We start from the raw sequence: 24,016 nt of genomic DNA on the forward strand, positions 1-24,016 counted from the left end.
CAGCAAAGGAACAGCGAGCGAGGGCCTATGCCGACCACCCGCCCGCCCGTAGCGGGGTTTCCCTCCCTCGCCCTGGCGCACAGCGCCCGGCCAGCGAGGCGGGGCCGCCAAAGAGCGGCCACTCCGACGAAGCCGCTCAGGGAGAGAGCAGCTGATCCACCGCCCGCTGCGTCAGAACGCTGATCAGTTGCGCCCGGTAGCGCGCACTCGCGTGCAGATCGCTGTTGAGTTCGCTGTCGTCGATCGGCACCGCAGCGGCTGCTGCGGAAGTGAAGCTCTGATTGAGCGCAGCTTCCAGCTCCGCATGTCGGAAGACCGACAGCCCCGCACCTGTCACAGCCACGCGCACGCCCTGCACCGTCTGCGCCACAAACACGCCCACCAGCGCAAAGCGCGACGCGGGCTGCTTGAACTTGATATAGGCCGCCGTCCTGGGCACCGGGAAGCGCACAGCCTTGATCAACTCGCCCTCTTCCAGTGCCGTGGTGTACATGCCCTGAAAGAAGTCGTCTGCCGCAATCTCGCGCCAGCTCGTGACCACCGTGGCACCCAGCCCCAGCACCGCGCAGGGATAGCAGGCCGCAGGGTCGTTGTTGGCCAGCGAGCCGCCAATCGTGCCGCGCGCCCGCACCTGGCGGTCGCCGATACCGCCGGCCAACTCGGCCAGGGCGGGAATCGCGGCCTGCACCTCGCGGCTGGCGGCGACATCGGCATGACGGGTCATGGCGCCGATCTCGACCTGATCGCCGCCGACTCGGATTCCCGCCAGGCCATCGACCTGATTGAGATCCACAATCGCGCCGGGCTGGGCCAGGCGCAGCTTCATGGAAGGAATCAGGCTCTGGCCGCCGGCCAGAAACTGACCGCTGGCAGCGCTCACCTCATCCAGCGTCCGGGGATTGGAGTAACTGAAGGCATACATATGTGTTGTCCTCTCTTCCTCTCAGTCGGGTGTGTTCAGGCAGCGGTCAGGGGCGTGCGGCATCGATGGCTTCCCACACGCGGTGCGGGCTGGCAGGCATGTCCAGATCCTTGACACCCAGCGAATGCAGGGCATCGAGCACGGCGTTGATCACGGCCGGCGGCGAACCTATGGCCCCGGCCTCGCCGCAGCCCTTGGTACCCAGCGGGTTATGGGTGCAGGGCGTGCAGACCGTACCCAGCTTGAAATCGGGCAGATCGTCGGCGCGGGGCATGGCGTAGTCCATGAAGCTACCGGTCAGCAACTGCCCCGAGTCACGGTCGTAGACGCAGTTTTCCAGCAGCGCCTGACCTATGCCCTGGGCCAGTCCGCCATGGACCTGGCCCTCCACGATCATCGGGTTGATGATGGTGCCGAAGTCATCCACGGCACTGAAGCGGTCGACACGCACCACGCCCGTGGCCGGGTCGACCTCGACCTCGCAGATATAGGTGCCGGCCGGAAAGGTGAAGTTGGTGGGATCGTAGAAAGCGGTCTCGTCCAGCCCGGGCTCCAGCTTGTCCAGCGGATAGTTGTGCGGCACATAGGCCGTCAGCGCAATCTGGGCGAACGGCAGCTTTCTGTCGGTGCCGCGCACCGTGAACTCGCCTCCCGCGAAATCGATGTCGGCATCGCTGGCCTCCATCAGGTGGGCGGCGATCTTCTTGGCCTTGGCCTCGATCTTGTCCAGCGCCTTCATGATCGCCGCGCCCCCCACGCTGATGGAGCGCGAGCCATAGGTTCCCATGCCAAAGGGCACGCGGCCCGTATCGCCGTGGACGATCTCTACATGCTCGACGGGAATGCCCAGCCGGGCCGCCACCACCTGGGCAAAAGTCGTCTCATGCCCCTGACCGTGGCTGTGCGAACCCGTGAACACCGTCACGCTGCCCGTGGGATGGACGCGCACCTCGCCACACTCGAACAGACCGGCACGCGCGCCCAGTGCCCCGGCAATATTGCTGGGAGCCAGACCACAGGCCTCGATATAGCTGCTGTAGCCCAGGCCACGCTTGAGGCCTTTGGCCTCGCTGGCGGCACGCCGCGCCGCAAAGCCCGCCACATCGGCCAGTTGCTCGGCCTGATCCATGCAGGCCTTGTAGTCACCAATGTCGTACTGAAGCGCCACCGGCGTCTGATAGGGAAAGCTGGTGATGAAGTTGCGGCGCCGGATCTCGGCCTGCGACAGATTCATCTCCCAGGCACAGCGACTGACCAGACGCTCAAGCAGATAAGTGGCCTCGGGGCGGCCTGCGCCCCGGTAGGCATCCACGGGCGAGGTGTTGGTGAACCAGGCATCGACCTCGATATGGATTTGCGGCGTGGTGTATTGGCCCGCCAGCAAGGTTGCATAAAGAATGGTGGGCACTGCGCTGGCGAAAGTGGACAGATAGGCGCCCAGATTCGCATCGGTGTGCACACGCATGGCGAGGAACTTGCCGTCGGCATCCATGGCCATCTCGGCATGGCTGACATGGTCGCGGCCATGCGCATCGGTCAGGAAGGATTCGCTGCGATCGGCCGTCCACTTGATATTGCGGTTGAGCTTTTTGGCGGCCCAGGTCAGGCAGACATCCTCGGCATACAGAAAGATCTTGGAGCCGAAGCCGCCGCCCACATCGGGCGCAATCACACGCACCTTGCTCTCGGGCAGGCCCATGACGAAAGCCGTCATCAGCAGCCGCTCCACGTGCGGGTTCTGGTTGGCCACGTACAGTGTGTACTCGTCCATGGCGCGGTTGTAGCTGCCTATGGCAACGCGCGGCTCCATGGCATTGGGGATCAGACGGTTGTTGACCAGGTCCAGCCGGGTCACATGGGCGGCGCCGGCAAACACCGCATCCACTGCTGCCTTGTCGCCAATCGCCCACTGGTAGCAACGGTTGTCGGGAGCGATATCGTGGACCACGGCGCCGGGCTTTTTGCCGCCCGCCGCATCGGCCACGTTCACGACGGCAGGCAGCACCTCATAGTCGACCTCCACCAACTCGGCCGCATCGCGCGCCTGCTGCAGGGTCTCCGCGACCACCATGGCCACCTGGTCGCCCACATAGCGCACGGTATCGAGGGCCAGTATCGGGTGCGGTGGCTCCTTCATGGGCTCGCCATTGGTGCTGGTGATCAACCAGCCACAGGGCAGGCCGTTGATGCCGGCTGCCGCCACATCGGCGCCCGTGAGCACACCGATCACGCCCACCGCTGCCTTGGCTGCATCGATGTTGACACTGCGCAGCCTGGCATGGGCATGGGGCGAGCGCACAAATACCGCATAGGCTTGTGCGCCCATCGTGATGTCGTCCGTGTACTGGCCAGCGCCGGTCAGAAAGCGATCATCCTCGCGGCGCAGAACGGCTTCGCCGATATGCGGCAGCTTGGAAAAGTCAGATGCACCCATGGTGTGTCTCCTCTTCTAGTTGTGATGCGCAGCTCAGGTGGCGCTCATGCCGTCGCGACCCGCCTTGACGGCGGCGACGATGTTCTGGTAGCCCGTGCAGCGGCAGATATTGCCTTCGAGCAGTTCGCGGATCTCGGCATCGGTGGCGCCGGGCTTCTGGCGGCACAGATCCACCGCACTCATCACCATGCCGGGCGTGCAGAAGCCGCACTGCAGGCCATGGCACTGCTTGAAGGCCGCCTGCATGGGATGCATGGTGCCGTCGGCGGCGGCCATGCCCTCTATGGTCTGCACCTCCGCACCCTGGGCCTGCACGGCCAGCATGGTGCAGGACTTGATGGCCTTGCCATCGACCAGCACCGTGCAGGCTCCGCACTGGCTGGTATCGCAGCCCACATGGGTTCCCGTCAGGCGCAGCTGTTCACGCAGCGCCTGCACCAGCAAGGTATTGGGGGGGACGTCAATGCTGGCCGCGCGGCCATTGACCGTGAACTGAACATTCATCGTGATGCCTCCTGCCTATATCCGAAGAATTGGGTAACAAAGCACAACCGCACTCTCTATGGTGGGCAGTTACCGCGATGCAAGGCGCTAGGGTTGACCCCCAAGCCAGGCGAAACACGCACAGATATTCTCAAAATGAAACACTGTCCGGAGTCCGCATGCCGCCCGCCAGCCTCGCCACATCCGCGCAAGCCGCAGCCCGTCCAGGTGCACGCGACTCACTGCTTGTCCTAGCCAGGCAGCAGTTGCTGGCGATGGACTCGTCCCATTCGCTGGCACCGTCTGGCCTGGCTCCCTGGCTCTGGCGCTCGTGGCAGCGCTGCGTGGCGCAGGGCCGTCATCCCGCGCAAACCGTGGAGTTCGAGGCCGTCGGACCTCACGCGCTGCGCCACGCCCAGGACAAGCACCAGCTGCTGCTGCAGGCCGCACGCCCGGTCATGACACAACTGGTCGCGGCCGTGGGCGCCATGCGCTACTTCTGCCTGCTGACCGATGCCCTGGGACTGACACTGGAAGTGCAAGGCCCCGTCGACCACAGCGATCTGCGCGCGCTGGCCGTAGGCCGTGTCGGCGTGGACCTGTCCGAGCGCGGCGTGGGCACCTCGGCCATAGGCGCGGCACTGGCCGAACTCGGCCCGGTATGGCTGCACAGACAAGAGCATTTTTTTGACGATCTGCGCGACTACAGCTGCGCAGGTGCTCCGGTATTCGGCCCTCAGGGCGAATGCCTGGGCATGCTGGACATCACCGGCATCGATGTCCCCGAGCGCCCCGAGCTGCTGCTGCTGGCGCTGCGCTGTGCACGCGCCATCGAAGATCGTTTGCTGCGGGCCCTGCCTCATACCCTGCTGCTGCGCGTGAACTGGCCAGGCGGGCCGCTGGGCCAGGAAGGCGAAGGCCTGATGGCATTTGATGCCGAAGGCCGGCTGCTGGGCAGCAATACCGTGGCCAGGCAACTGGTGCCACGTCCTCTGCAAGCTCCCGGGGAGGACTCGCTCATCCAGAGCCATGAGCTGCTGGCCCTGCCCTGGAGTCATCTGATCGAGCACGCACGCCGGCGGCCCGAGGCGCCGCTGCAACTGCCGCTGTGGTCCGGTCTGCGCCTGCTGGCACTGGCACAGGCCGGCCCCCTGCTGCGCGCTCCAGCCATGACGGGTTCCGGCGCAATCTGCCGGGGAACATCTGCCAATGCCATGGCCACGCCGCTGCGCACCAGCGAGCTGCTGCTGATTCAGCAGGCCATGCAGGAAGCTCACGGAAATGTAACCGTGGCAGCCCGCAATCTGGGATTGAGCCGGGCCACGCTCTATCGCCGGCTGGCCAGCAAATAAAAGGTGGTGAACCCAATTGATGCAGTGTGGCTCTCTACGGATTTGCCCTAGTTCCGGTGTGAAACACCCTCGACGACAGCAGGCGCACACTACCAAGCAAGCCCATGACAAACCCAAAATACCTCAATAAAACAATCATCTAAGCTGCACCAGCCATGCACTTCCAGCTATCGTACGCATAGCAAGCACAACTGACGCTCGGGCGCCACATTTGCGTGCGCATTTGTAAAAAACACTATACCTGCGTCCGTAGAATCTCCAGTTTGGTTCAAAAACTCAGATCGCCCTGAGGCTTACCAGCCCCAACAGCGCGACGCATACACAGCCTACTTTTTGGAGACACCATGCAGGCTTTACTCGCCCTGTCCAGGGCTATCGACAGGCTCAACGCCTTTGTCGGCAAATATTCCATCTGGCTGATATTTGCCGCCACCTTCATCAGCGCCGCCAACGCCATTGTTCGCAAGGCCTTTGACACCAGCTCCAATGCCTTTCTGGAAGTCCAGTGGTATCTGTTCGCATGGTCATTTCTGATTGCTGCGGGCTACACCCTGCTGCATCGCGAGCATGTGCGCATCGACGTGATCAACAGCCGTCTGTCCAAAAAGGCCCAGGTCTGGATCGACATCATCGGCTTTGCCTTCTTTCTCACCCCGCTGTGCCTGACCATTCTGTGGCTGAGCATGCCGGTGGTGATTCAGATGTACCAGTCCGGCGAAATGTCGGGCAACCCCGGCGGGCTGATCCGCTGGCCCGTATGGACGGCGATTCCTGTGGGCATCACCTTGCTGTTGCTGCAGGGCATCTCCGAACTGATCAAGCGCATTGCCTTCCTGACCGGTGACGGCCCCGACCCCATGGGCAAGCTCAGCGACAAGAGCGCCGAGGAAGAACTGGCCGAGGCCCTGCGTGCCGAAGCCGATCGCAAGCAGGCTGAGGCGCTGGCCGCCCAGGCCAAGGCATAACGGTAGCGGGAGACAATCGATGGAATTTATCGCTACCAACTACGCCCCCATCATGTTTGCGGGGCTGATCTGCTTTCTGCTGCTGGGATTTCCCGTGGCCTTCAGCCTGGGTGCAGCAGGCCTGGCCTTCGGCTTTCTGGGCATCGAACTGGGGGTCTTCCCTTCATCCGTGATGGCCTGGCTGCCCCAGCGCCTGATCGGCATCATGGCCAACGACACCTTGCTGGCCGTTCCCTTTTTCACCTTGATGGGCCTGATTCTCGAACGCTCAGGCATGGCAGAGGACCTGCTCGACACAGTCGGCCAGGTGTTCGGCCCCATCCGCGGCGGCCTGGCGCTGGCCGTGATCTTTGTGGGTGCACTGCTGGCCGCCACCACCGGCGTGGTTGCTGCTTCGGTGATCTCCATGGGCCTGATCTCTCTGCCCATCATGCTGCGCTATGGCTATGACCGTCGCCTGTCCTCCGGCGTGATTGCAGCCTCGGGCACGCTGGCACAGATCATCCCACCCTCGCTGGTACTGATTCTGATGGCCGACCAGTTGGGCAAGAGCGTGGGCGATATGTACAAGGGCGCCTTCATTCCTGGCTTCATGCTCATGGGCCTGTATGTGCTGTGGGTGGTGATTCTGGCCATCTTCAAGCCCAAGATGGTGCCTGCCCTGCCTGTGGAGGCACGCATCTATCGCGAAGCCAATGGCAACGGCGGCTATACCTCGCTGGCCGTGGTCATGGGCATCTCGACCATCGTGGCCATCTTCCTGGCCAATCACATGGCCGACCTGCACACCTGGTGGCAGGGCAAGGAAGTGCTGGATGTACCCACTGACGAGAAAATCGTCACCGCCATGTGCGGCGGCACATTCATCGCCTTCGTGATCGCCTCGCTCAACCGGGTCCTCAAGCTGGGCCTGCTGTCCAAGCTGGCCGAGCGCGTGACCTTTGTGCTGATCCCTCCGCTGCTGCTGATCTTCCTGGTGCTGGGCACCATTTTCCTGGGCATTGCGACTCCCACCGAAGGCGGCGCCATGGGAGCCATGGCGGCACTGATCATGGGTTTTGCCCGCCGACGCCTGAACATGGACCTGCTCAAGCAGGCCCTGGCCTCGACCACCAAGCTGGCAAGCTTCGTGATGTTCATCATGATAGGCGCCACGACCTTCAGCCTGGTATTCCAGGCCGCCGACGGCCCCAAGTGGGTGGAGCATCTGCTGACCAGCCTGCCCGGCGGCCAGGTGGGCTTTCTGATCGTGGTCAACATCATGATCTTCTTCCTGGCCTTCTTCCTCGACTACTTTGAGCTCTCGTTCATCGTGGTGCCGCTGCTGGGGCCCGTGGCCGAGAAGATGGGCATCGACCTGATCTGGTTCGGCGTGCTGCTGGCCGTGAACATGCAGACCTCGTTCATGCATCCGCCCTTCGGCTTTGCACTGTTCTTCCTGCGCTCGGTTGCGCCAGACAAGCAATACGTCGACAAGGTCACGCACAAGGTCATCGAGCCCGTCACCACCATGCAGATCTACAAGGGTGCCATACCCTTTGTGCTGATTCAGCTGGTGATGGTGGGTGTGCTCATCGCCTTCCCCGGCATCGTGACCGGCGCGCTCGACAAACCGGTGGTCGTGGACATGAACAAGGTGGGTGACGAGATGCTCAACCAGCTCAACGATGCTGGCGGCGTCTATGGCGCAGACAACCCCTTCGGGGCCCCTGAGGGCGGCGAAGAAGGCTCTGCAGTACCCGCAGCCCCTGCCGAGGGCAGCCAGCCTGCCCCGGCCGCACCCGATGCGGGCGGCTATGGCTCGGATGATCCGGCCAAGGCCTTGCAGGATTCACTGAACGCAGCTCCTGCGAGCAAGTAAACCGGCGCCCCTTCGTTGATACAGCCCCGTCTCGCCAGAGCCGGGGCTTTTTTCATTGAGCAGAGATTGCCGAGTGATAGATTTGCTGCTTTCCCAGGAAACCGACATGACCATCGCCGAATTGCTGACGGCCATCCGTCAACCATACGCAGACCTGCTGTCACAGGCAGCCAATGCTCAGGACTCATATGTGGAGCCGGCCTATCGCAACAGCGATGGAACGCTGGCCACCGAAGGTGCATGGAATCTGCCCTGCCGTGTCGATGCCATCCCCGTATCGGAAGACAGCGCAAAACCTGTACAAGTGGATTCACAGACACGGCTCGAGTTCGAACCCATTCATTTCCGCATCGGTAATTCCGCAGTGGAGCTGCAGCCCTTTGTCTGGGACTGGCTGTCGCTGGAAGTGCAGGGTCTGGCGGAAGAGAAGGCCTCCAAGGCGCTCATCGACTGGTTCAACGACTGGTTTGATGGGGACGATGAGAACGAGCCGGATGAGGCGGGGCTGCAGCAAGTCGTTCACTTCATGTCAGACCCGCAAGCCCTTGCAGGAGGAGTGAAAGCAACCATAGACCTTGGCTCTGCACCTGTCGAAGCCCTGGAGGATTTACTGTTTGCGCTGTCCGACGCAGGAGCCGCTCAACTCAGGCTCGCATAATTTCGGACGCATGAAAAAAAACCGCAGCAAGCTGCGGTTTTTTTGCAGCCAGCGCATGGCGCTGGCAGTCTTGAGGCCGACCGAAATCAGATCTTGGCAGTCGCCATGTACTGATTGAAGGGATACTCGGAGAAGCGGTTCCACAGAATCTGGTCACGCTGGAAGGCACGCATGTCCTGGTGGATCTTCTTGAATTCGGGCGACTTGGCTTCGTGCTCGGCAAACACTTCCATGGAGGCCTTGAAGCCGGCGTCCATCAAGGGCTTGGGGAACATCTTGAGCTGGGTCTTGTTGGCCACCAGGCGCTTGATGGCCTGAGGATTCAGCACCTGGTACTTGCTGGTCATGTCGGCGGCAGCCACGCGGGTTGCAGCGTCCAGGATCGCCTTGTTCTCGGGCGACAGCGCGTTGTACTTCTTGATGTTGATGAAGAACTCCAACTCGGCAGAGCCTTCCCACCAGCCTGGGTAGTAGTAGTAAGGCGCAACCTTGTTGAAGCCCAGCTTCTCATCGTCGTAGGGACCGACGAATTCCACGGCGTCCAGCGTACCCTTTTCCAGAGCCTGGTAAACATCGCCAGCAGGCATGTTCTGCGCAACCACGCCCAGCTTGGCCATGGCCTCGCCGAACACGCCGCCGCCCAGACGCATCTTCAGACCCTTGAGGTCTTCCACGGTCTTGATTTCCTTGCGGTACCAGCCACCCATCTGGGTCGTGGTGTTGCCGGCCGATGCGGTCTTGAAGTTGTACTTGGCAAAGAAGGCATCAAGGAGCTTGCGGCCGTTGCCATGATCCTTCCAGCCGTTCATCTGCAATGCGGTCAGGCCGAAGGGCACGGCGCAGCTGAAGGCGAAGACGGGATCCTTGCCGGTGAAGTAGTAGGCAGCGGTCTGTGCCATGTCAATGGTATCGCCCTGCAGCGCATCCACCACACCGAAAGCAGGCATCAGCTCGCCAGCGGGGTGCACCGAAATCTCGAACTTGCCGCCCGACATGGCCTTGACCAGTTGCGACAGCTTTTCAGCACTGCCGAAGATGGTGTCCAGCGACTTGGGAAAGCTGGAGGCCAGACGCCAGCGCACAGCGGCCTGGGCGTGAACAGCAGGTGCTGCACCCGCGGCCAGCACGCCGGCGATACCGGCATTTTTCAGAATGGAACGACGATCCACTTTAGTCTCCTTGAGGAACGAATTGAGCTGATACAGACCACTGATCTATGCCAGCTTGTTTTATGCAACAGGCACAAAATGTACACGAGCCAACCGTTTCACAAGCGCTAAAAAGTGACCGTTCGCTTAAGAAGTTCTACCTAGTGATGCGCATCAAGCCTGGCACCCGATTGAAAACAATCACTCACTACAGCCGTACCGCACTCATGTAGCTGGCATAGCGGAACTCGGAGAAACGGTCCCAGAGCAACTGGTCATGCTGAAATCCGCGCATGCTTCTGTGAATTTTCTTGAACTGTGCCGACTTGCCTTCATGCTCGGCCATGGTGGCCATCACGGCCTTGAACCCTGCATCCATGAGCTCGCGCGGAAAGGCTCGCAGTTGCACGCGTTCGCTGAGCAGCTTCTTGAGCGCTGCAGGGTTGTAGGCCAGGTACTTGGCTGTCAGATCCTTGGCGGCCAGCGCCGCTGCAGCCTCCACCATGGCGCGCAACTCGGGCGTCAGGGCAGCAAAGGCCTTGGCATTGATGAAATAGGCCAGCTCGGCGCCCCCCTCCCACCAGCCCGGATAGTAGTAGTAAGGCGCGAACTTGCCGAAGCCCAGCTTCTGGTCGTCATAGGGGCCGACAAATTCCACAGCATCGAGACGACCTTTTTCCAGGGCCTGCTGTGCGTCGCCAATAGGCATGTTGACAGCCTGCACTCCCAGCTTTTGCAGCGCATCGCCCAGCAAGCCGCCGCCGGCGCGCATGCGCAGGCCGTGCAGATCCTGCACGGTCTTGATTTCCTTGCGGTACCACCCTCCCATCTGCGTGCCGGTATTGCCGGCACTCAGACTCTTGATGTTGTACTGGGCGTAGAAATCATCCATGAGCTTGCGCCCACCGCCATATTCCATCCAGGCATCCATCTGCCGCGCCGTCAGACCGAAGGGCACGGCACAACCCAGTGCAAAGCAGTAGTCCTTGTCGGTGAAGTAGTACGGTGCCGTCAGGGCCATGTCGACCATGCCATTTTGCACGCCCTCCATCACGCCAAACGCGGGCATCAGCTCGCCGGCAGAGTGCACGCTGACCTCGATCTGGCCGCCTGACATGAGGCGCAGCGACTGCGCAAATTTCTCGGCCCCGCCAGAGATGGCGTCCAGGACTTTGGGAAAACTCGTCACCAGGCGCCAGCGCAGCACTTCCTGGCTGCGCACCGCAGGAGCCACGCCCGCTGCCAGCACACCGGCCATGCCCACATGTTTGACGAGTGAGCGACGATCCATGAATATTTCTCCGCTAGTAGTTGTCTATTGCCAAGCCGGCTGCAACAGTCTGATCACAGGCCGACAGCCACAGGCATTCTAGGAACGCAGACGCCGGCCGTGTGGCGATTCACGGTTGCCGTCAGTTTTCTTGACGACAAGCAATGAAAAAGGCCCTTCATAGAAGGGCCCGGTGTCAATCCATTGGACTTGCGCAAGCCAAGTCCATCTTGCGTCAGCCCGCAGCCAGACGCTTGCGGATGGAGGCCTCGATGCCTGCGGCATCAAGCCCCTGCAGCGCAAGCAGCTTGGCGGGGTCGCCATGCTCGATGAACTCGTCGGGCAGACCCAGTTGCAGCACGCTCTTGCTCAGGCCATGGGCGGCAAGGCATTCCATGACGGCACTGCCCGCGCCGCCCATGACGCAACCTTCTTCCAGCGTGACGATGAGTTCATGCTCGGCGGCGATCCGGAGCAACAATTCTTCATCGAGAGGCTTGGCCCAGCGCATATTGGCCACGCTGGCATCCAAGGCCTCGGCGGCCTGCAAGGCCGGGTACAGCAAGCTGCCGAAGGCCAGAATCGCCACCTTTTTGGAAGCTGACTCACGGCGCATCTCGCCCTTGCCGAAGGGCAAACCTTCCAGATTGTCCAGCGGAGTCACGCCCACACCTGCGCCGCGCGGATAGCGCACGCAGACAGGGTGATGCTGCTCATAGGCCGTGGTCAGCAACTGGCGTGTTTCACGTTCGTCGGCCGGGCAGGCCATGCTCATATTGGGAATGCAGCGCACAAAAGCGATGTCATAAGCACCGGCGTGCGTGGCACCGTCAGCGCCCACCAGACCAGCGCGGTCCAGCGCAAACACCACGGGCAGGTTCTGCAGCGCAACGTCGTGGATCAACTGGTCATAGGCACGCTGCAAAAAGGTGGAATAGATGGCGACCACCGGCTTGACGCCTTCGCAGGCCATGCCGCCAGCGAAAGTGACTGCATGCTGCTCGGCAATGCCCACGTCGTAGTAGCGGCCGGGAAAGCGCTTGTGGAATTCCACCATGCCCGAGCCCTCGCGCATGGCAGGCGTGATGCCGACCAGACGCTGATCCTTGGCCGCCATATCGCATAGCCAGTGCCCGAAAACCTGGGTGAAGGTCTGCTTGGCAGGCGTGGCTGGCTTGACCAGACCGACGGCAGGGTCGAATTTCCCTGGGCCGTGATAGGCCACGGGGTCGGCCTCTGCCAGCTTGTAGCCTTGACCCTTTTTGGTGACCACATGCAGAAACTGCGGGCCCTTGAGACCCTTGATGTTCTCCAGCGTGGGAATCAGCGAATCGAGGTCATGGCCGTCGATGGGACCGATGTAGTTGAAGCCGAACTGCTCGAACATGGTGGCAGGCACGACCATGCCCTTGGCCTGTTGCTCCAGACGCTTGGCCAGCTCCAGCAAGGGCGGCACCTGCTTCAGGACGCTCTTGCCCACATCGCGGGCCTTGGCGTAGAACTGACCACTCATCAGCTGAGCCAGATAGCGATTGAGCGCCCCCACGGGCGGGCTGATGCTCATGTCGTTGTCATTGAGGATGACCAGCAGGTTGGCATCATGCACGCCGCCATTGTTCAGCGCCTCGAAAGCCATGCCGGCCGTCATTGCGCCATCACCGATCACGGCAATGGCCCGTCGGTCTTCGCCCTTTTGCTTGGCAGCCAGAGCCATGCCCAGCGCCGCAGAGATGCTGGTGGACGAGTGCGCTGTGCCAAAGGTGTCGTATTCACTCTCGGCCCGCTGGGGAAAACCGGACAGGCCGCCGAACTGGCGCAGCGTGCCCATGCGATCGCGGCGGCCGGTCAATATCTTGTGCGGATAGGTCTGGTGGCCCACGTCCCAGACGATGCGGTCATAGGGTGTGTTGAACACCGAGTGCAGCGCCACGGTCAACTCCACCGTCCCCAGATTGGAGCTGAGGTGCCCGCCGGTCCTGGAAACGCTGTCGATCACATAGGTGCGCAGCTCTGCGGCCAGGCTCTTGAGCTGGGAGCGCGAGAGACGGCGCATATCTGCGGGATCGTTGATGTTGTGCAGCAGGGAAGAGGTATTCGTGGACATGTTCTATATTTTTAATAGCTGCTAGTGTTTACCAATACTGGATTACAGGGCTTCTCTATTAAATCTCAGTGGGTGCGCTGCACGACCATATCAGCCAGTGCACCCAAGGCCTGCGTGTCGGCCAGACCGCTGCGCGTCAGTGCAGCATGAGCCTGCTGACGCAACTGCTCGGCATGGGCTCTCGCGGCCTCCAGCCCCAGCAGCGACACGAAAGTGGGCTTGTCATTGGCCGCGTCCTTGCCGGCCGTCTTGCCCAGCGTTGCCGAGTCAGCCACCACATCCAGAATGTCGTCCACCACCTGGAAAGCCACGCCCAGCGCCTGACCATAGTCAGTCAGCGCGACCAGTGCCCTGGCATCGGTCTGCGCATTGCAGGCAGCCCCCATGAGCACGCTGCCCAGCAGCAGCGCACCGGTCTTGAGGCGGTGCATTTCGCGCAGTTGCGCCTCGCTCAGTTGCCTGCCCACGCTGGCCAGGTCGATGGCCTGGCCGCCGGCCATGCCCTGGCTGCCCGCCGCCGCGCCCAGCAGGCGGCACAGCCTGGCCTGCATGGAGCAGGGAATGCCTTCGTCTTCAGGCAGCAGCAGCTCGAACGCCAAGGCCTGCAGAGCATCGCCGGCCAGCAGGGCCGAGGCTTCGCCAAACTGCACATGCACGGTGGGCTTGCCACGACGCATGGTGTCGTTGTCCATGCAGGGCATGTCGTCGTGGACCAGGGAATAAGCGTGAATCAGCTCAACGGCGCAACCGGCGCGCAGCGTGGCCGCAGCCAGACCACCTACCGCCTCCGCTGCCGCCCAGACCAGCAGCGGTCGCAAGCGCTTGCCGCCATCAAGCACGGCGTAGCGCATGGCTTCGCCCAGACCCGCTGGTGCATTGATGCCCACCCAGCGCGACAGCGCGTCTTCGGTGCGCGCCAGTCGCTCCTGCATCCAGACGGAAAAATCAAGGGCAGGCTTGCCCTCGTTCAAAGGCATCGATGGTTCGGCAATCATTGATTCATTCATGGGCTGCATCTTCAAGGCAAAAAGCGCGGACGCCGGGATCAGTCCTGGGTCCAGGCAGATAGCTTGCCTTCGTCCAATACCTTGACCTGCTCCTGCACGGCCTCGAGCTGGCTGCGGCAAAAACCAAGCAGCTCCGCAGCGCGCTGGTAGCCGCTGAGCATCTGCTCCAGCGGCAGCTGACCGGATTCGATCTGTGCAATCAGTTGCTCCAGCTCCTGCAAGGCAGCTTCATAGCTGGCAGGCTGTTCAGATTTTTTGGCGGCAGCGGCCTTGGGCATGGATGGTGTGGTCAATGTTGGACGGAAGCGACGATTTTAGGCGCCCCTGCACCATTGGCGCGCAATGCCCGCAAAGCCGGCTGGCGCGAGATGTCTTGGATGTGACCTCCGGCCAGGTCGACACTGTCCGCGCCGGCCTTCCTGACGACCTGCCGCGGTTTGCGAGTGGCTGGCAGCTTTCTGACAGGAGCCACCGACCCATGGACGAAACAACGTCAATACACGTACCAGAAAAACGGAAATAACCCCACAGCCTATAATCCCATTCCCGTCAAGCCGGCCCCGTGCCTGGTCATCCTGGTCGGGCAAACGAGTCGGCAGGCCATGCGCCACCGCCTATTGCCTGAGGCCCATGTCCAGACAAGGCCGGTTTCGTTTTTTACCGTGTGCGCACGTGCACCCTCCCTGTGGGGAGTCTTTAGGTCAGGTCATCCATGACTGATTTAAGTCTTCAACTGCAGCAGGCCGCAAGCCAACTACCAGTTTCAAGTTATTTCGACGAAGCGCTGTTCCAGCGCGAGTTGGAAACGATCTTCAAGCGCGGCCCGCGCTACGTGGGCCACCAGCTGGCCGTTCCCGAGATAGGCGACTACTACGCCCTGCCTCAGGAAAAAGAGGGGCGAGCGCTGGTACGCAATGCCAAAGGCGAGATCGAGCTGATCTCCAACGTCTGCCGTCACCGCCAGGCCGTGATGCTCAAGGGTCGCGGCAATCTGCTGTCCGAAGGCAAGGGCCATGCCGGCGGCAACATCGTCTGCCCGCTGCACCGCTGGACCTACAGCACCAGCGGCGAGCTGCTGGGCGCCCCGCATTTCAGCCACGACCCCTGCCTGAACCTCAACAACTACCCGCTGCGCGAGTGGAACGGACTGCTGTTCGAGGACAACGGCCGCGACATCGAGGCCGATCTGGCCGGCATGAAGCTGCGCGAGCAGCTCCGGTTCGACGGCTTTGTGCTCGACCATGTCGAGATGCACGAGTGCAACTACAACTGGAAGACCTTTATCGAGGTCTATCTGGAGGACTATCACGTCGGCCCCTTCCACCCCGGTCTGGGCAACTTCGTCACCTGCGACGATCTGAAGTGGGAATTCGCCAGCGAGTACTCGGTGCAGACCGTGGGCGTGGCTCCGAGCTTCGGCAACCCGGGCTCGGACATCTACAAGAAGTGGCACGAGGTGCTGCTGGCCTACCGCAACGGCGAGCTGCCCGATCGCGGCGCCATCTGGCTGACCTACTACCCGCACATCATGGTGGAGTGGTATCCGCATGTGCTGACCGTCTCGACACTGCACCCGCTGGCCGTGGACAGGACGCTGAACGTGGTGGAGTTCTTCTACCCCGAGGAAATCGCCGCCTTCGAGCCCGAGTTCGTGCAGGCCCAGAAGGCCGCCTACATGGAAACCTGCATCGAGGACGACGAGATCGCCGAACGCATGGACGGTGGCCGCAAGGCCCTGTATGAACGCGGCGACAACGAGGTCGGCCCCTATCAGAGCCCCATGGAAGACGGCATGCAACATTTCCATGAGTGGTATCGCCGCATCATGGGTGACAGCGTTCCCCAACGCTGAATGAGGTAAACCTCAAGACTGATAGCTGCTATCGCTTACCCCATAAGCACAGCAGCTATTTTTTATGCTGAATTGAGTGAGATATGCAAGCCCTGTGGATGGTGTTGGCCGCGTTGATTTTTGCGGTCATGAGTGTGTGTGTGAAGTTTGCCTCCCAGGACTTCAATGCGGCGGAGATCGTGTTCTACCGCGGTCTGGTCAGCATGGCGCTGCTGATCTGGCTGGCCAGGCGCAGCGGCGTGACGCTGACCACCCAGTACTCGCGCGAGCATGCCTGGCGCAGCTTTGTCGGCGTGATCTCCATGGGTGCCTGGTTCTACGCCATCGGCCATCTGCCGCTGGCCACGGCCACCACGCTGAACTCCATGAGCAGCATCTGGATGGCGGTGTTTCTCATCGCACAGGGCCTGTGGATGCGCCATACCCTTCGCAAATCCTATGCGGCCGAGCCCGAAACCCGCCGCGCCATTCCGCCCTTCCCCTGGGGCCTGGTGTCCACGGTGGTGGCGGGTTTTGTCGGCGTGCTGCTGGTGCTGCGCCCGACCAGTGCCCCGGCCAGCGAATGGGTGGCTGCGCTCGGCGGCCTGTTTGGCGGCATGTTTGCGGCCATGGCATATATGCAGGTGACCACGCTGTCGCGCCTGGGTGAGCCTGAAACCCGCGTGGTGTTCTATTTCTCGGTGGGCTCGGCCGTTGCCGGCGGCATCACCATGCTGTTCACCGGCATCTCGCCCTTCCCCGGCTGGAGCGCGCTGTGGCTGGTGCCCGTGGGCGTGCTGGCCGCCGTGGCCCAGGTCTGCATGACCAAGGCCTATGCCTCGGCCGGCAGCAAGACCAACACCCTGGTCGTCGCCAATCTGCAGTACTCGGGCATTGTGTTTGCCGCCCTGCTCAGCCTGGTGCTGTTCGGCGAGAGCATCCCCCTGATCGGCTGGGGAGGCATCGCGCTCATCGTCGCCAGCGGAGCCGCAGCAACCGCCTTGCGCTCCAGGGGCTAGCCCGTGCCAGCGGTGCCTGGCGCCTTCGCCATGCACGTGAGCAGCCCCAGCCTGCCGCGCAGTCCACGCCGGATCTGCGCGGCTTGCCATATCCAAACAATGAAGCGGCGGGGCACCGGCGCTACGGCCCGATCGCATAATGGTCTGCATGCCGCAAGACTGCACGCCATGCCGTCTGCAGCCGTTCAATCTTTGGAGCAGCAAGCCATGAACCACTCGACGTCCGAGCACTACAACACCCTGATTTCCGTCGAACAGCTGGCCCGGCTCAAGGCCAGCGGCAAGCCCTTGATGGTGTTTGACTGCAGCTTTGACCTCATGAATCCGCCCGCCGGCCGCGAGCAGTATCTGCAGGTCCATATCGATGGTGCCCTGTTCGCCGATCTGGACAAAGACCTCAGCGCACCGCACGGAGCGCCCGGCGAAGACGGCCAGGTTGCCACCAGCGTGCAGTCGGCCTCCGGTGGCCGCCACCCCCTGCCCACGCGCGAGCGCTTTTCCGCCTGGCTGTCGTCCATAGGCTTTGCCAACAATATGCAGGCCGTGGTCTACGACCGCAACGCTGCCAATTACTGCGGCCGCCTGTGGTGGATGCTGCGCTGGGCGGGCCACGATTCCGTGGCGGTGCTTGATGGAGGACTGCAGGCCTGGCAGGCGGCCGGCCAGGCGGTGGGCAGCGGGGAAGAGCCCGGCCATTTCCAGTCCAACTTTGAACTGGGCCAGCCGCTGGAGACGCTCAAGACCGTAGATCAGGTCGAGGCCGATCTGGGTCAGGCCACCCAGACCCTCATCGATGCCCGGGCCCCGGCCCGCTACCGCGGCGAGGTAGAGCCCCTGGACCCGGTGGCAGGCCATATTCCGGGTGCGCTGAATCGCCCGTTCAGCAGCAATATCGCCGCCGACGGACGCTTCAAGCCCGCAGCGCTGCTCAAGGCCGAGTTTGACCAGTTGCTGGCCGGACGCGATCCCTCCAGCGTGGTGCACCAGTGCGGCAGCGGCGTCAGCGCCACCCCCAATGTGCTGGCCATGCGCATTGCCGGCTTTGCGCCCACGGCCTTGTTTGCCGGCAGCTGGAGCGAGTGGTGCAGCCAGCCTTCGCGGCCGGCCGAGCGGGGCTGAACCTATCGCATGCCGGTGTCGCGTCAGGCACCGGCCTCGAACTGACATGTCCGCACCCCGCGCTTGCCGGCTTCGCTCCCTGGGCCACGGACAGAGCGCACGGTGATCACGACAGACAGGCGCAAACTCGGTGCGGTGCGGTGCGCTTGATCAGCGCCAAGCCAGGCCAGACCAAGCCAGACCAAGCCAGACCAAGCCCACTCCTTCTCGGTGCTCCGGGCCTTGGCGCAATGGCCAAGGCCCTTGTCCGCACTCGCATGTCGATGCAGCCTGGCTGCCCGAATTCGGGCCGCTATCACAGGCAATCCCAGCGGCCTTTTTTCATAGGCGATCAGATACCGAATAAAAAGCCGCCTATTTGCTCGTTTGTCATCTTCCGGACAGATTCACAATACATGCACCAGTGGAATCCGGCCTGACGCAATGTCAGCCCCCACCCGGCACTCCAAGTCATCCCGAAAGACGGCAAGGCAGTAAGGGAAATCCTACATGCCTGCCTGTGAAACCAGACCGGCGATACCGACGCTCCCCGACTTCAGTTCGATCAGGGCTTGAAACACAATTCATTTCAACAGATCGAAACACTTTTAACGTCTTGTTTGTGTGCGCCGTGACGGTCTGTCGAGATTGAAAGGACTGGACCCATGAACAACGAACAACTGCTTGCCGAGATCCGCGAAGCCAACCTCACCTATCTGATGCTGGCCCAGACCCTGATCCGCCAGGACAAGGCCGAGGCTGTGTTCCGTCTGGGTCTGAACGAAGAGTCCTGCGACCTGCTGGGCTCGCTGTCTTCGGCCCAGGTGCTCAAGCTGGCATCGCGCAACACCTTGCTCGCCAGCTTCCGCGCCGACGACGAAATGGTCTGGAGCCTGCTGACCAACCATAGCAGCAACAAGATCGGCAACGCCGCCACCAATACGCTGCACGCCAACATCCTGATGGCCAGCCGTGTCTCCGAAGTGCTCTGAGCACCCGCTAGCGACTACCTGGTTTTAAGGAGAGATTGATGCCCGCCGCCAAGACTGCCACCAAAAGCGTTCTGAACGAATCCAAGCAAATCGAGCGCGCCGCCATGCTCATCGAGATGGGTGCCCGCATGCAGGTGCTGGAGTCCGAGACCACGCTGTCTTATGAACGCCTGATCCGGCTGTACAAGGAAATCTCGGGCAAGTCTCCCTCCAAGGGCCAGCTGCCGTTTTCCACGGACTGGTTTCTGACCTGGCAGGAAAACATCCACAGCTCGCTGTTTCTCAATATCTACGAATACCTGTCCAAGGGCGTGGAGCTGGACTCGGCCGAGCAGCTGACCAAGGCCTATCGCCTCTATACCGAACAGATTCAGGCTGCCGAACTCGAGGTGCTGCTGTCCTTTACCCGCGCCTGGCGCCTGGTGAAGTTTGTCGATGCACAGATGCTGACGCGCACCCAGTGCTCGGTCTGCAAGGGCCAGTTCGTGACCGAGCCTTACGAGAATGCGCGCCACTACCAGTGCGGCCTGTGCAATCCTCCCGCTCGCGCCGGCAAGAGCAAGGCCGCTGGGTCCTTGATGCTTCACTGAGGGGCTGACTTCCCCTGAGCCGCTTTGCGGCTTCCCCCTGGGGGGGCGGCCTCGCTGCGCGGCGGCGCTTGCTCGCTGCCTCCGCCTTGGAGCACGTCAGTTTTAAATAGCAACTTTCGTAGCTGCTAGCGCCATACACAAAAGGGTTTGAAGCATTTATCTGCTTCAAACCCTTTATGCATTGGCGCAGGCAGCTCCTATAGTTGCTGCCTATCTCCCATGATCTGCTGCGATGCCTCTAGCGTGCCCGGCCTTGATGGCTCGCTGTGCAAGCGTGCTGGCTTGACGCCACATCAACTTTCATAGCTGGTAGCGCCATGCAAAAAAGGGTTTTGAGTACTTATATACCTCAAACCCTTTATTCATTATCGATACCAGCTCCTGATTCAGGAGCTTGCATTATCTGCCTCAACCCGTGTTGCGCACTCCGGCAGCAATGCCGTTGATGGACAGATGGATGCCGTTCTTGACCCTGTCGTCGGTCTGTCCCGCACGCCAGCGGCGCACCAGCTCCACCTGCAGATGGTTGAGCGGATCGATATAGGGGAAGCGGTGGCGGATGGAGCGCGCCAGCGCCGAGTTGTGTTCCAGGCGCTGCTTGTCGCCCGTGATCTGGTTGAGCGCCTCCACCGTGCTCTGCCACTCGGCCTCGATGGCGCCGAAGATGCGGCGACGCAAGCGCGTGTCGGTCACCAGCTCGCTGTAGCGCGAGGCCAGGTTCAGGTCGCTCTTGGCCAGCACCATGTCCATATTCGAGAGCAAGGTGCGGAAGAACGGCCACTGGCGGTACATCTTCTGCAGCAGCGCCAGCTGCGCCTTGGCATCCTTGCCAGGACGGTGGATGAAGGCCTGGATCGCCGAACCGAAACCGTACCAGCCCGGCAGCGTCAGGCGGCACTGGCCCCAGCTGAAGCCCCAGGGAATGGCACGCAAGTCCTCGATGGCCTGGGTCGCCTTGCGCGATGCAGGGCGCGAGCCGATATTGAGTTCGGCGATCTCGCGAATCGGCGTGCTGCTGAAGAAGTAATTGGTAAAGCCCGGAGTCTCGTAGACCAGCGCGCGGTATGCCGCCATGCTGGCTTCGGACAGAAACGCCGCGGCCTCCAGAAAGGCCTTGGTCGCCGGCTTGGTCGGCTGCAGCAGCGTGGCCTCCAGCGTGGCGGCCACCAGGGTCTCCAGATTGCGGCGCCCGATCTCGGGGTTGGCATATTTGGAGGCGATGACCTCGCCCTGCTCGGTCAGACGGATCTGACCGCGCACCGTGCCCGGCGGCTGCGCCAGAATGGCCTGATAGCTGGGGCCGCCGCCACGTCCCACGGTGCCGCCGCGGCCATGGAACATGCGCAGCCGGATGCCGTAGTGGTCGGCCAGATCGTCAAACAATTCGACCAGCGCAATCTCGGCCCGGTACAGCTCCCAGTTGCTGGTGAAGATGCCGCCGTCCTTGTTGCTGTCACTGTAGCCCAGCATGATGTCCTGCTCGCCACCGCTTTTTCTGACCAGCTCGGCAATGCCGGGCAGTTGGTAGTAGCGGCGCATGATGGGCGCGGCATTGCGCAGATCCTCGATGGTCTCGAACAGCGGCACCACGATCAGGTCGCATTGCGCACCGTCCTGCAGGGTGCCGCGCAGCAGGCCCACTTCCTTTTGCAGCAGCAGCACCTCGAGCAGATCGCTGACGGTCTCGGTGTGGCTGATGATGCAATGGCGAATCGCCTCGCTACCCAGGCGCTCGCGCAGGCGCTTGGCGGTCTCGAAGATGGCCAGCTCGCTGCGCGTGTGGTCGCCGTAGTCGCCGCCCATCACGCGCAGAGGGCGTGCGTCTTCGAGCAGACGCACCAGCAGCGCGCATTTGGCATCCTCCTCGAGAAGGCTGTAATCGAGCTCGACCTTGGCGACCGAGAGCAGCTCGCGCACCACTTCTTCGTGCTTGTCCGAGCTTTGGCGCAGGTCCACCGTGGACAGGTAGAAGCCGAAGACCCGCACCGCACGCATCAGCGGGCGCAGGCGCTGCGGCGCCAGGGCATCGCCGTGATAGCGCGACAGCGAGTCGTCGATGATCTGCAGATCGGCCAGAAAGGCGTCGGCCGATGCATAGGCATTCTGCGGCGCCACGGCGTGGCGTGCCGCCTCGCCGCCCGTCAGCTGCCTGAGCGTAGCGGCCAGCCGCGCATAGATGCCCGTCAGCGCCCGGCGATAGGGCTCATCGCTGCGGTGCACATTGTGGTCGGGCGAAGCATCGGCCAGTGCCTGCATCTCGGGCGTGATGTCCACCAGATTGGCCGACAGTGACAGCTCGCCGCCCAGATAGTGCACCTCGCGCAGATAGTGACGCAGTGCCACGTCGGCCTGGCGCGACAGGGCCAGCTCCAGACTATCGGCCGTCACAAAGGGGTTGCCGTCACGGTCGCCGCCAATCCATTGGCCCATGCGCAAAAAGCTCTGCTCGGGCAGCTTCTCGCCCAGTTCCTGCTCCAGCTGCTCGTAGATCTTGGGGATCTCCTGCAGGAACGTGGCCTCGTAATAGGACAGGGCGTTCTCGATCTCGTCGGCCACCGTCAGCTTGGAATGGCGCAGCAGCCGCGTCTGCCACAGCTGGGCCACGCAGGCTCGCAGCTGCGCCTCCACCCGCGTCAGCTCGCGCGGGGTCAGCGCGTCCTTGGCGCTGTTGTAGAGCTGGGCGCGCATCAGGATGTCGTCGCGCTCGGCCAGCAACTGTGCAATGCGACGCTCGGCCGTCAGAATGCTCTGGCGCTGCACCTCGGTGGGGTGGGCTGTCAGCACGGGCGAGATGAAACTCTTGGCCAGCGTGTCGACCACGGTGGCAGTCGAGATGCCCGCCCAGCGCAGGCGTGCCAGTGCCACCTCGATGCTGCCTTCCTGCGTGTTGCCGGCACGCTCGTGCACGGCGCGGCGGCGGATGTGGTGGCGGTCTTCGGCCAGATTGGCCAGGTGCGAGAAATAGGTGAAGGCGCGAATCACGCTCACCGTCTGATCGCTGGAAAGGCCCTTGAGCAGCTTCTTGAGCGCCTTGTCGGCCGCTTCGTCGGCATCGCGCCGGAAGGCCACCGATAGCTGGCGCACCTGCTCGACCAGCTCATAGGCCGGCCCGCCTTCCTGCTCGCGAATCACGTCGCCCAGAATGCGCCCCAGCAGCCGTATGTCCTCGATCAGCGGCAAATCCTTGTCGGTCTTGCGCACCGGCTTGTCGCCATGTTTGTCTGTATGTGCGGCGCTCTTGGGGCGGGCGGAAGGCATGAACTATTCTCCTTGGGCACGGTATAGGGCAACTTGCCATGCTAGCATTCCCCGTTACCCGCTTGAGACCGCGTCGTCATGAAATTTTCTGCATCCTCACCCACATCTATCGTCATTGCCACACGTGAGAGCCAGCTGGCCATGTGGCAGGCCGAGCATGTGCAGGCGATCTTGCGCGGGCGCGGCCACAGCGTCGATCTGCTGGGGATGACGACCAAGGGCGACCAGATTCTGGACCGAGCCCTGTCCAAGGTGGGTGGCAAGGGTCTGTTCGTCAAGGAGCTTGAAGTGGCTCTCGAGGAAGGCCGCGCCGATCTGGCCGTGCATTCCTTGAAGGATGTGCCCATGGAGCTGCCCGAGGGCTTTGTGCTGGCCTGCGTGATGACGCGCGAAGACCCGCGCGACGCCTTTGTCTCCAACCGATATGCATCGCTGGACGAGCTGCCCCAGGGTGCCGTGGTCGGCACCTCCAGCCTGCGCCGCCAGGCCCTGCTGCAGGCGCTGCGCCCCGACCTCAGGATCGAGGCCCTGCGCGGCAATGTCAACACCCGCCTGCGCAAGCTCGACGAAGGCCAGTACGACGCCATCGTGCTGGCAGCCGCCGGCCTGATGCGCCTGGAGATGAGCGAGCGCATCCGCGCCAGGTTCGAGCCGGCCCAGATGCTGCCCGCCGCCGGTCAGGGCGCATTGGGCATCGAGGTGCGCGCCGACCGTCAGGACATCATTGACGCCCTGGCTCCGCTGGCCCATATGCCCACCTGGCTGACCGTGACTGCCGAGCGCGCCGTCAGCCGCTGCATGGGCGGCAGCTGCTCCATGCCGCTGGCCGCCTACGGCCGCTTTGAAGGCGACACCCTGCACATGGATGCGGCCTGGGGCGATATGGAGGGCAGCAAGGGCCTGGTGCGCGTGCAGGCCAGCGCCAGCGTCACGGACTTTGCCAGCGCCAACGCTCTGGGCGAGCAACTGGCCGCGCAGCTGCAGGCTGCAGGGGCCGTGCCTGCGGCGCCCAGGCAGGACTGAG

General features: G+C 62.6%; 19 protein-coding genes. 10 read left to right on the forward strand and 9 right to left on the reverse strand.

Features of this window, described 5'->3' with window-relative positions:
* Nucleotides 1-136: 136 nt before the first annotated feature.
* From NOX35_RS19320 to NOX35_RS19330, 3 genes are read right to left on the reverse strand one after another with little or no spacing between them, the layout of a single operon-like run.
* A complete protein-coding gene (locus NOX35_RS19320; RefSeq protein WP_256494411.1) occupies nucleotides 137-922 on the reverse strand; it encodes a xanthine dehydrogenase family protein subunit M in 786 nt (261 codons plus the stop codon).
* A 46-nt stretch (nucleotides 923-968) separates the two neighbouring features.
* Nucleotides 969-3,356: a xanthine dehydrogenase family protein molybdopterin-binding subunit gene (locus NOX35_RS19325; RefSeq protein WP_182283726.1), complete on the reverse strand. Its 2,388-nt coding sequence runs from the start codon at nucleotides 3,354-3,356 to the stop codon at nucleotides 969-971.
* 33 nt (nucleotides 3,357-3,389) lie between these two features.
* Entirely contained in the window at nucleotides 3,390-3,860 is a 471-nt protein-coding gene (locus NOX35_RS19330; RefSeq protein WP_182283727.1) for a (2Fe-2S)-binding protein, read from the reverse strand.
* Nucleotides 3,861-4,018: 158 nt separating this feature from the next.
* Between NOX35_RS19330 and NOX35_RS19335 the strand changes: the two genes are divergently transcribed.
* The 4 genes from NOX35_RS19335 (at nucleotide 4,019) to NOX35_RS19350 (ending at nucleotide 8,675) form a co-directional block, all read left to right on the forward strand.
* Nucleotides 4,019-5,191 carry a helix-turn-helix domain-containing protein gene (locus tag NOX35_RS19335; RefSeq protein WP_182283728.1) on the forward strand — a complete coding sequence of 391 codons (1,173 nt, stop codon included), beginning with the start codon at nucleotides 4,019-4,021 and terminating at the stop codon, nucleotides 5,189-5,191.
* Nucleotides 5,192-5,535: 344 nt separating this feature from the next.
* Nucleotides 5,536-6,156 carry a TRAP transporter small permease subunit gene (locus NOX35_RS19340; protein WP_003069181.1) on the forward strand — a complete coding sequence of 207 codons (621 nt, stop codon included), beginning with the start codon at nucleotides 5,536-5,538 and terminating at the stop codon, nucleotides 6,154-6,156.
* A 19-nt stretch (nucleotides 6,157-6,175) separates the two neighbouring features.
* Nucleotides 6,176-8,017 (forward strand): TRAP transporter large permease subunit, encoded by a 1,842-nt coding sequence (locus tag NOX35_RS19345; protein ID WP_256494413.1) that lies wholly within the window; start codon nucleotides 6,176-6,178, stop codon nucleotides 8,015-8,017.
* 106 nt (nucleotides 8,018-8,123) lie between these two features.
* Nucleotides 8,124-8,675, forward strand: coding sequence for a hypothetical protein (locus tag NOX35_RS19350; RefSeq protein WP_182283730.1), 552 nt, complete (start codon nucleotides 8,124-8,126; stop codon nucleotides 8,673-8,675).
* Nucleotides 8,676-8,761: 86 nt separating this feature from the next.
* Here the strand turns inward: NOX35_RS19350 and NOX35_RS19355 are convergent, their stop codons facing one another.
* The 5 genes from NOX35_RS19355 to xseB all read right to left on the reverse strand — a co-directional run bounded on the left by NOX35_RS19355 (nucleotide 8,762) and on the right by xseB (nucleotide 14,482).
* Entirely contained in the window at nucleotides 8,762-9,844 is a 1,083-nt protein-coding gene (locus NOX35_RS19355; protein WP_182283731.1) for a TRAP transporter substrate-binding protein, read from the reverse strand.
* 187 nt (nucleotides 9,845-10,031) lie between these two features.
* Nucleotides 10,032-11,114, reverse strand: coding sequence for a TRAP transporter substrate-binding protein DctP (gene dctP / locus NOX35_RS19360; protein ID WP_256494415.1), 1,083 nt, complete (start codon nucleotides 11,112-11,114; stop codon nucleotides 10,032-10,034).
* Nucleotides 11,115-11,328: 214 nt separating this feature from the next.
* On the reverse strand, nucleotides 11,329-13,197 hold the full coding sequence (dxs, locus tag NOX35_RS19365; RefSeq protein WP_182283733.1) for a 1-deoxy-D-xylulose-5-phosphate synthase: 1,869 nt from the start codon (nucleotides 13,195-13,197) through the stop codon (nucleotides 11,329-11,331).
* A gap of 65 nt (nucleotides 13,198-13,262) precedes the next feature.
* A complete protein-coding gene (locus tag NOX35_RS19370; protein ID WP_182283734.1) occupies nucleotides 13,263-14,204 on the reverse strand; it encodes a polyprenyl synthetase family protein in 942 nt (313 codons plus the stop codon).
* Between the two features lie 38 nt (nucleotides 14,205-14,242).
* Nucleotides 14,243-14,482 (reverse strand): exodeoxyribonuclease VII small subunit, encoded by a 240-nt coding sequence (gene xseB, locus NOX35_RS19375; protein ID WP_182287270.1) that lies wholly within the window; start codon nucleotides 14,480-14,482, stop codon nucleotides 14,243-14,245.
* A 434-nt stretch (nucleotides 14,483-14,916) separates the two neighbouring features.
* Between xseB and NOX35_RS19380 the strand changes: the two genes are divergently transcribed.
* The 5 genes from NOX35_RS19380 to flhC all read left to right on the forward strand — a co-directional run bounded on the left by NOX35_RS19380 (nucleotide 14,917) and on the right by flhC (nucleotide 19,734).
* Nucleotides 14,917-16,056, forward strand: coding sequence for an aromatic ring-hydroxylating dioxygenase subunit alpha (locus NOX35_RS19380; RefSeq protein WP_256494417.1), 1,140 nt, complete (start codon nucleotides 14,917-14,919; stop codon nucleotides 16,054-16,056).
* Between the two features lie 83 nt (nucleotides 16,057-16,139).
* A complete protein-coding gene (locus NOX35_RS19385; RefSeq protein WP_182283736.1) occupies nucleotides 16,140-17,054 on the forward strand; it encodes a DMT family transporter in 915 nt (304 codons plus the stop codon).
* Nucleotides 17,055-17,261: 207 nt separating this feature from the next.
* On the forward strand, nucleotides 17,262-18,173 hold the full coding sequence (locus NOX35_RS19390) for a sulfurtransferase (RefSeq protein WP_256494418.1): 912 nt from the start codon (nucleotides 17,262-17,264) through the stop codon (nucleotides 18,171-18,173).
* A gap of 644 nt (nucleotides 18,174-18,817) precedes the next feature.
* Nucleotides 18,818-19,144, forward strand: coding sequence for a flagellar transcriptional regulator FlhD (gene flhD / locus NOX35_RS19395; RefSeq protein WP_003069145.1), 327 nt, complete (start codon nucleotides 18,818-18,820; stop codon nucleotides 19,142-19,144).
* A gap of 38 nt (nucleotides 19,145-19,182) precedes the next feature.
* On the forward strand, nucleotides 19,183-19,734 hold the full coding sequence (gene flhC, locus NOX35_RS19400; protein WP_003052834.1) for a flagellar transcriptional regulator FlhC: 552 nt from the start codon (nucleotides 19,183-19,185) through the stop codon (nucleotides 19,732-19,734).
* A 408-nt stretch (nucleotides 19,735-20,142) separates the two neighbouring features.
* On the opposite strand, the gene ppc is transcribed toward flhC, so the two are convergent.
* Nucleotides 20,143-22,992, reverse strand: a complete 2,850-nt coding sequence (gene ppc / locus NOX35_RS19405; RefSeq protein WP_182283738.1) for a phosphoenolpyruvate carboxylase — start codon at nucleotides 22,990-22,992, stop codon at nucleotides 20,143-20,145.
* 78 nt (nucleotides 22,993-23,070) lie between these two features.
* Between ppc and hemC the strand changes: the two genes are divergently transcribed.
* Nucleotides 23,071-24,015, forward strand: a complete 945-nt coding sequence (gene hemC, locus NOX35_RS19410) for a hydroxymethylbilane synthase (RefSeq protein ID WP_182283739.1) — start codon at nucleotides 23,071-23,073, stop codon at nucleotides 24,013-24,015.
* Nucleotide 24,016 lies beyond the last annotated feature (1 nt).

The sequence above is a fragment of the Comamonas sp. C11 genome, assembly GCF_024496285.1.
GTDB classification, from domain to species: Bacteria; Pseudomonadota; Gammaproteobacteria; order Burkholderiales; family Burkholderiaceae_C; genus Comamonas; species Comamonas testosteroni_F.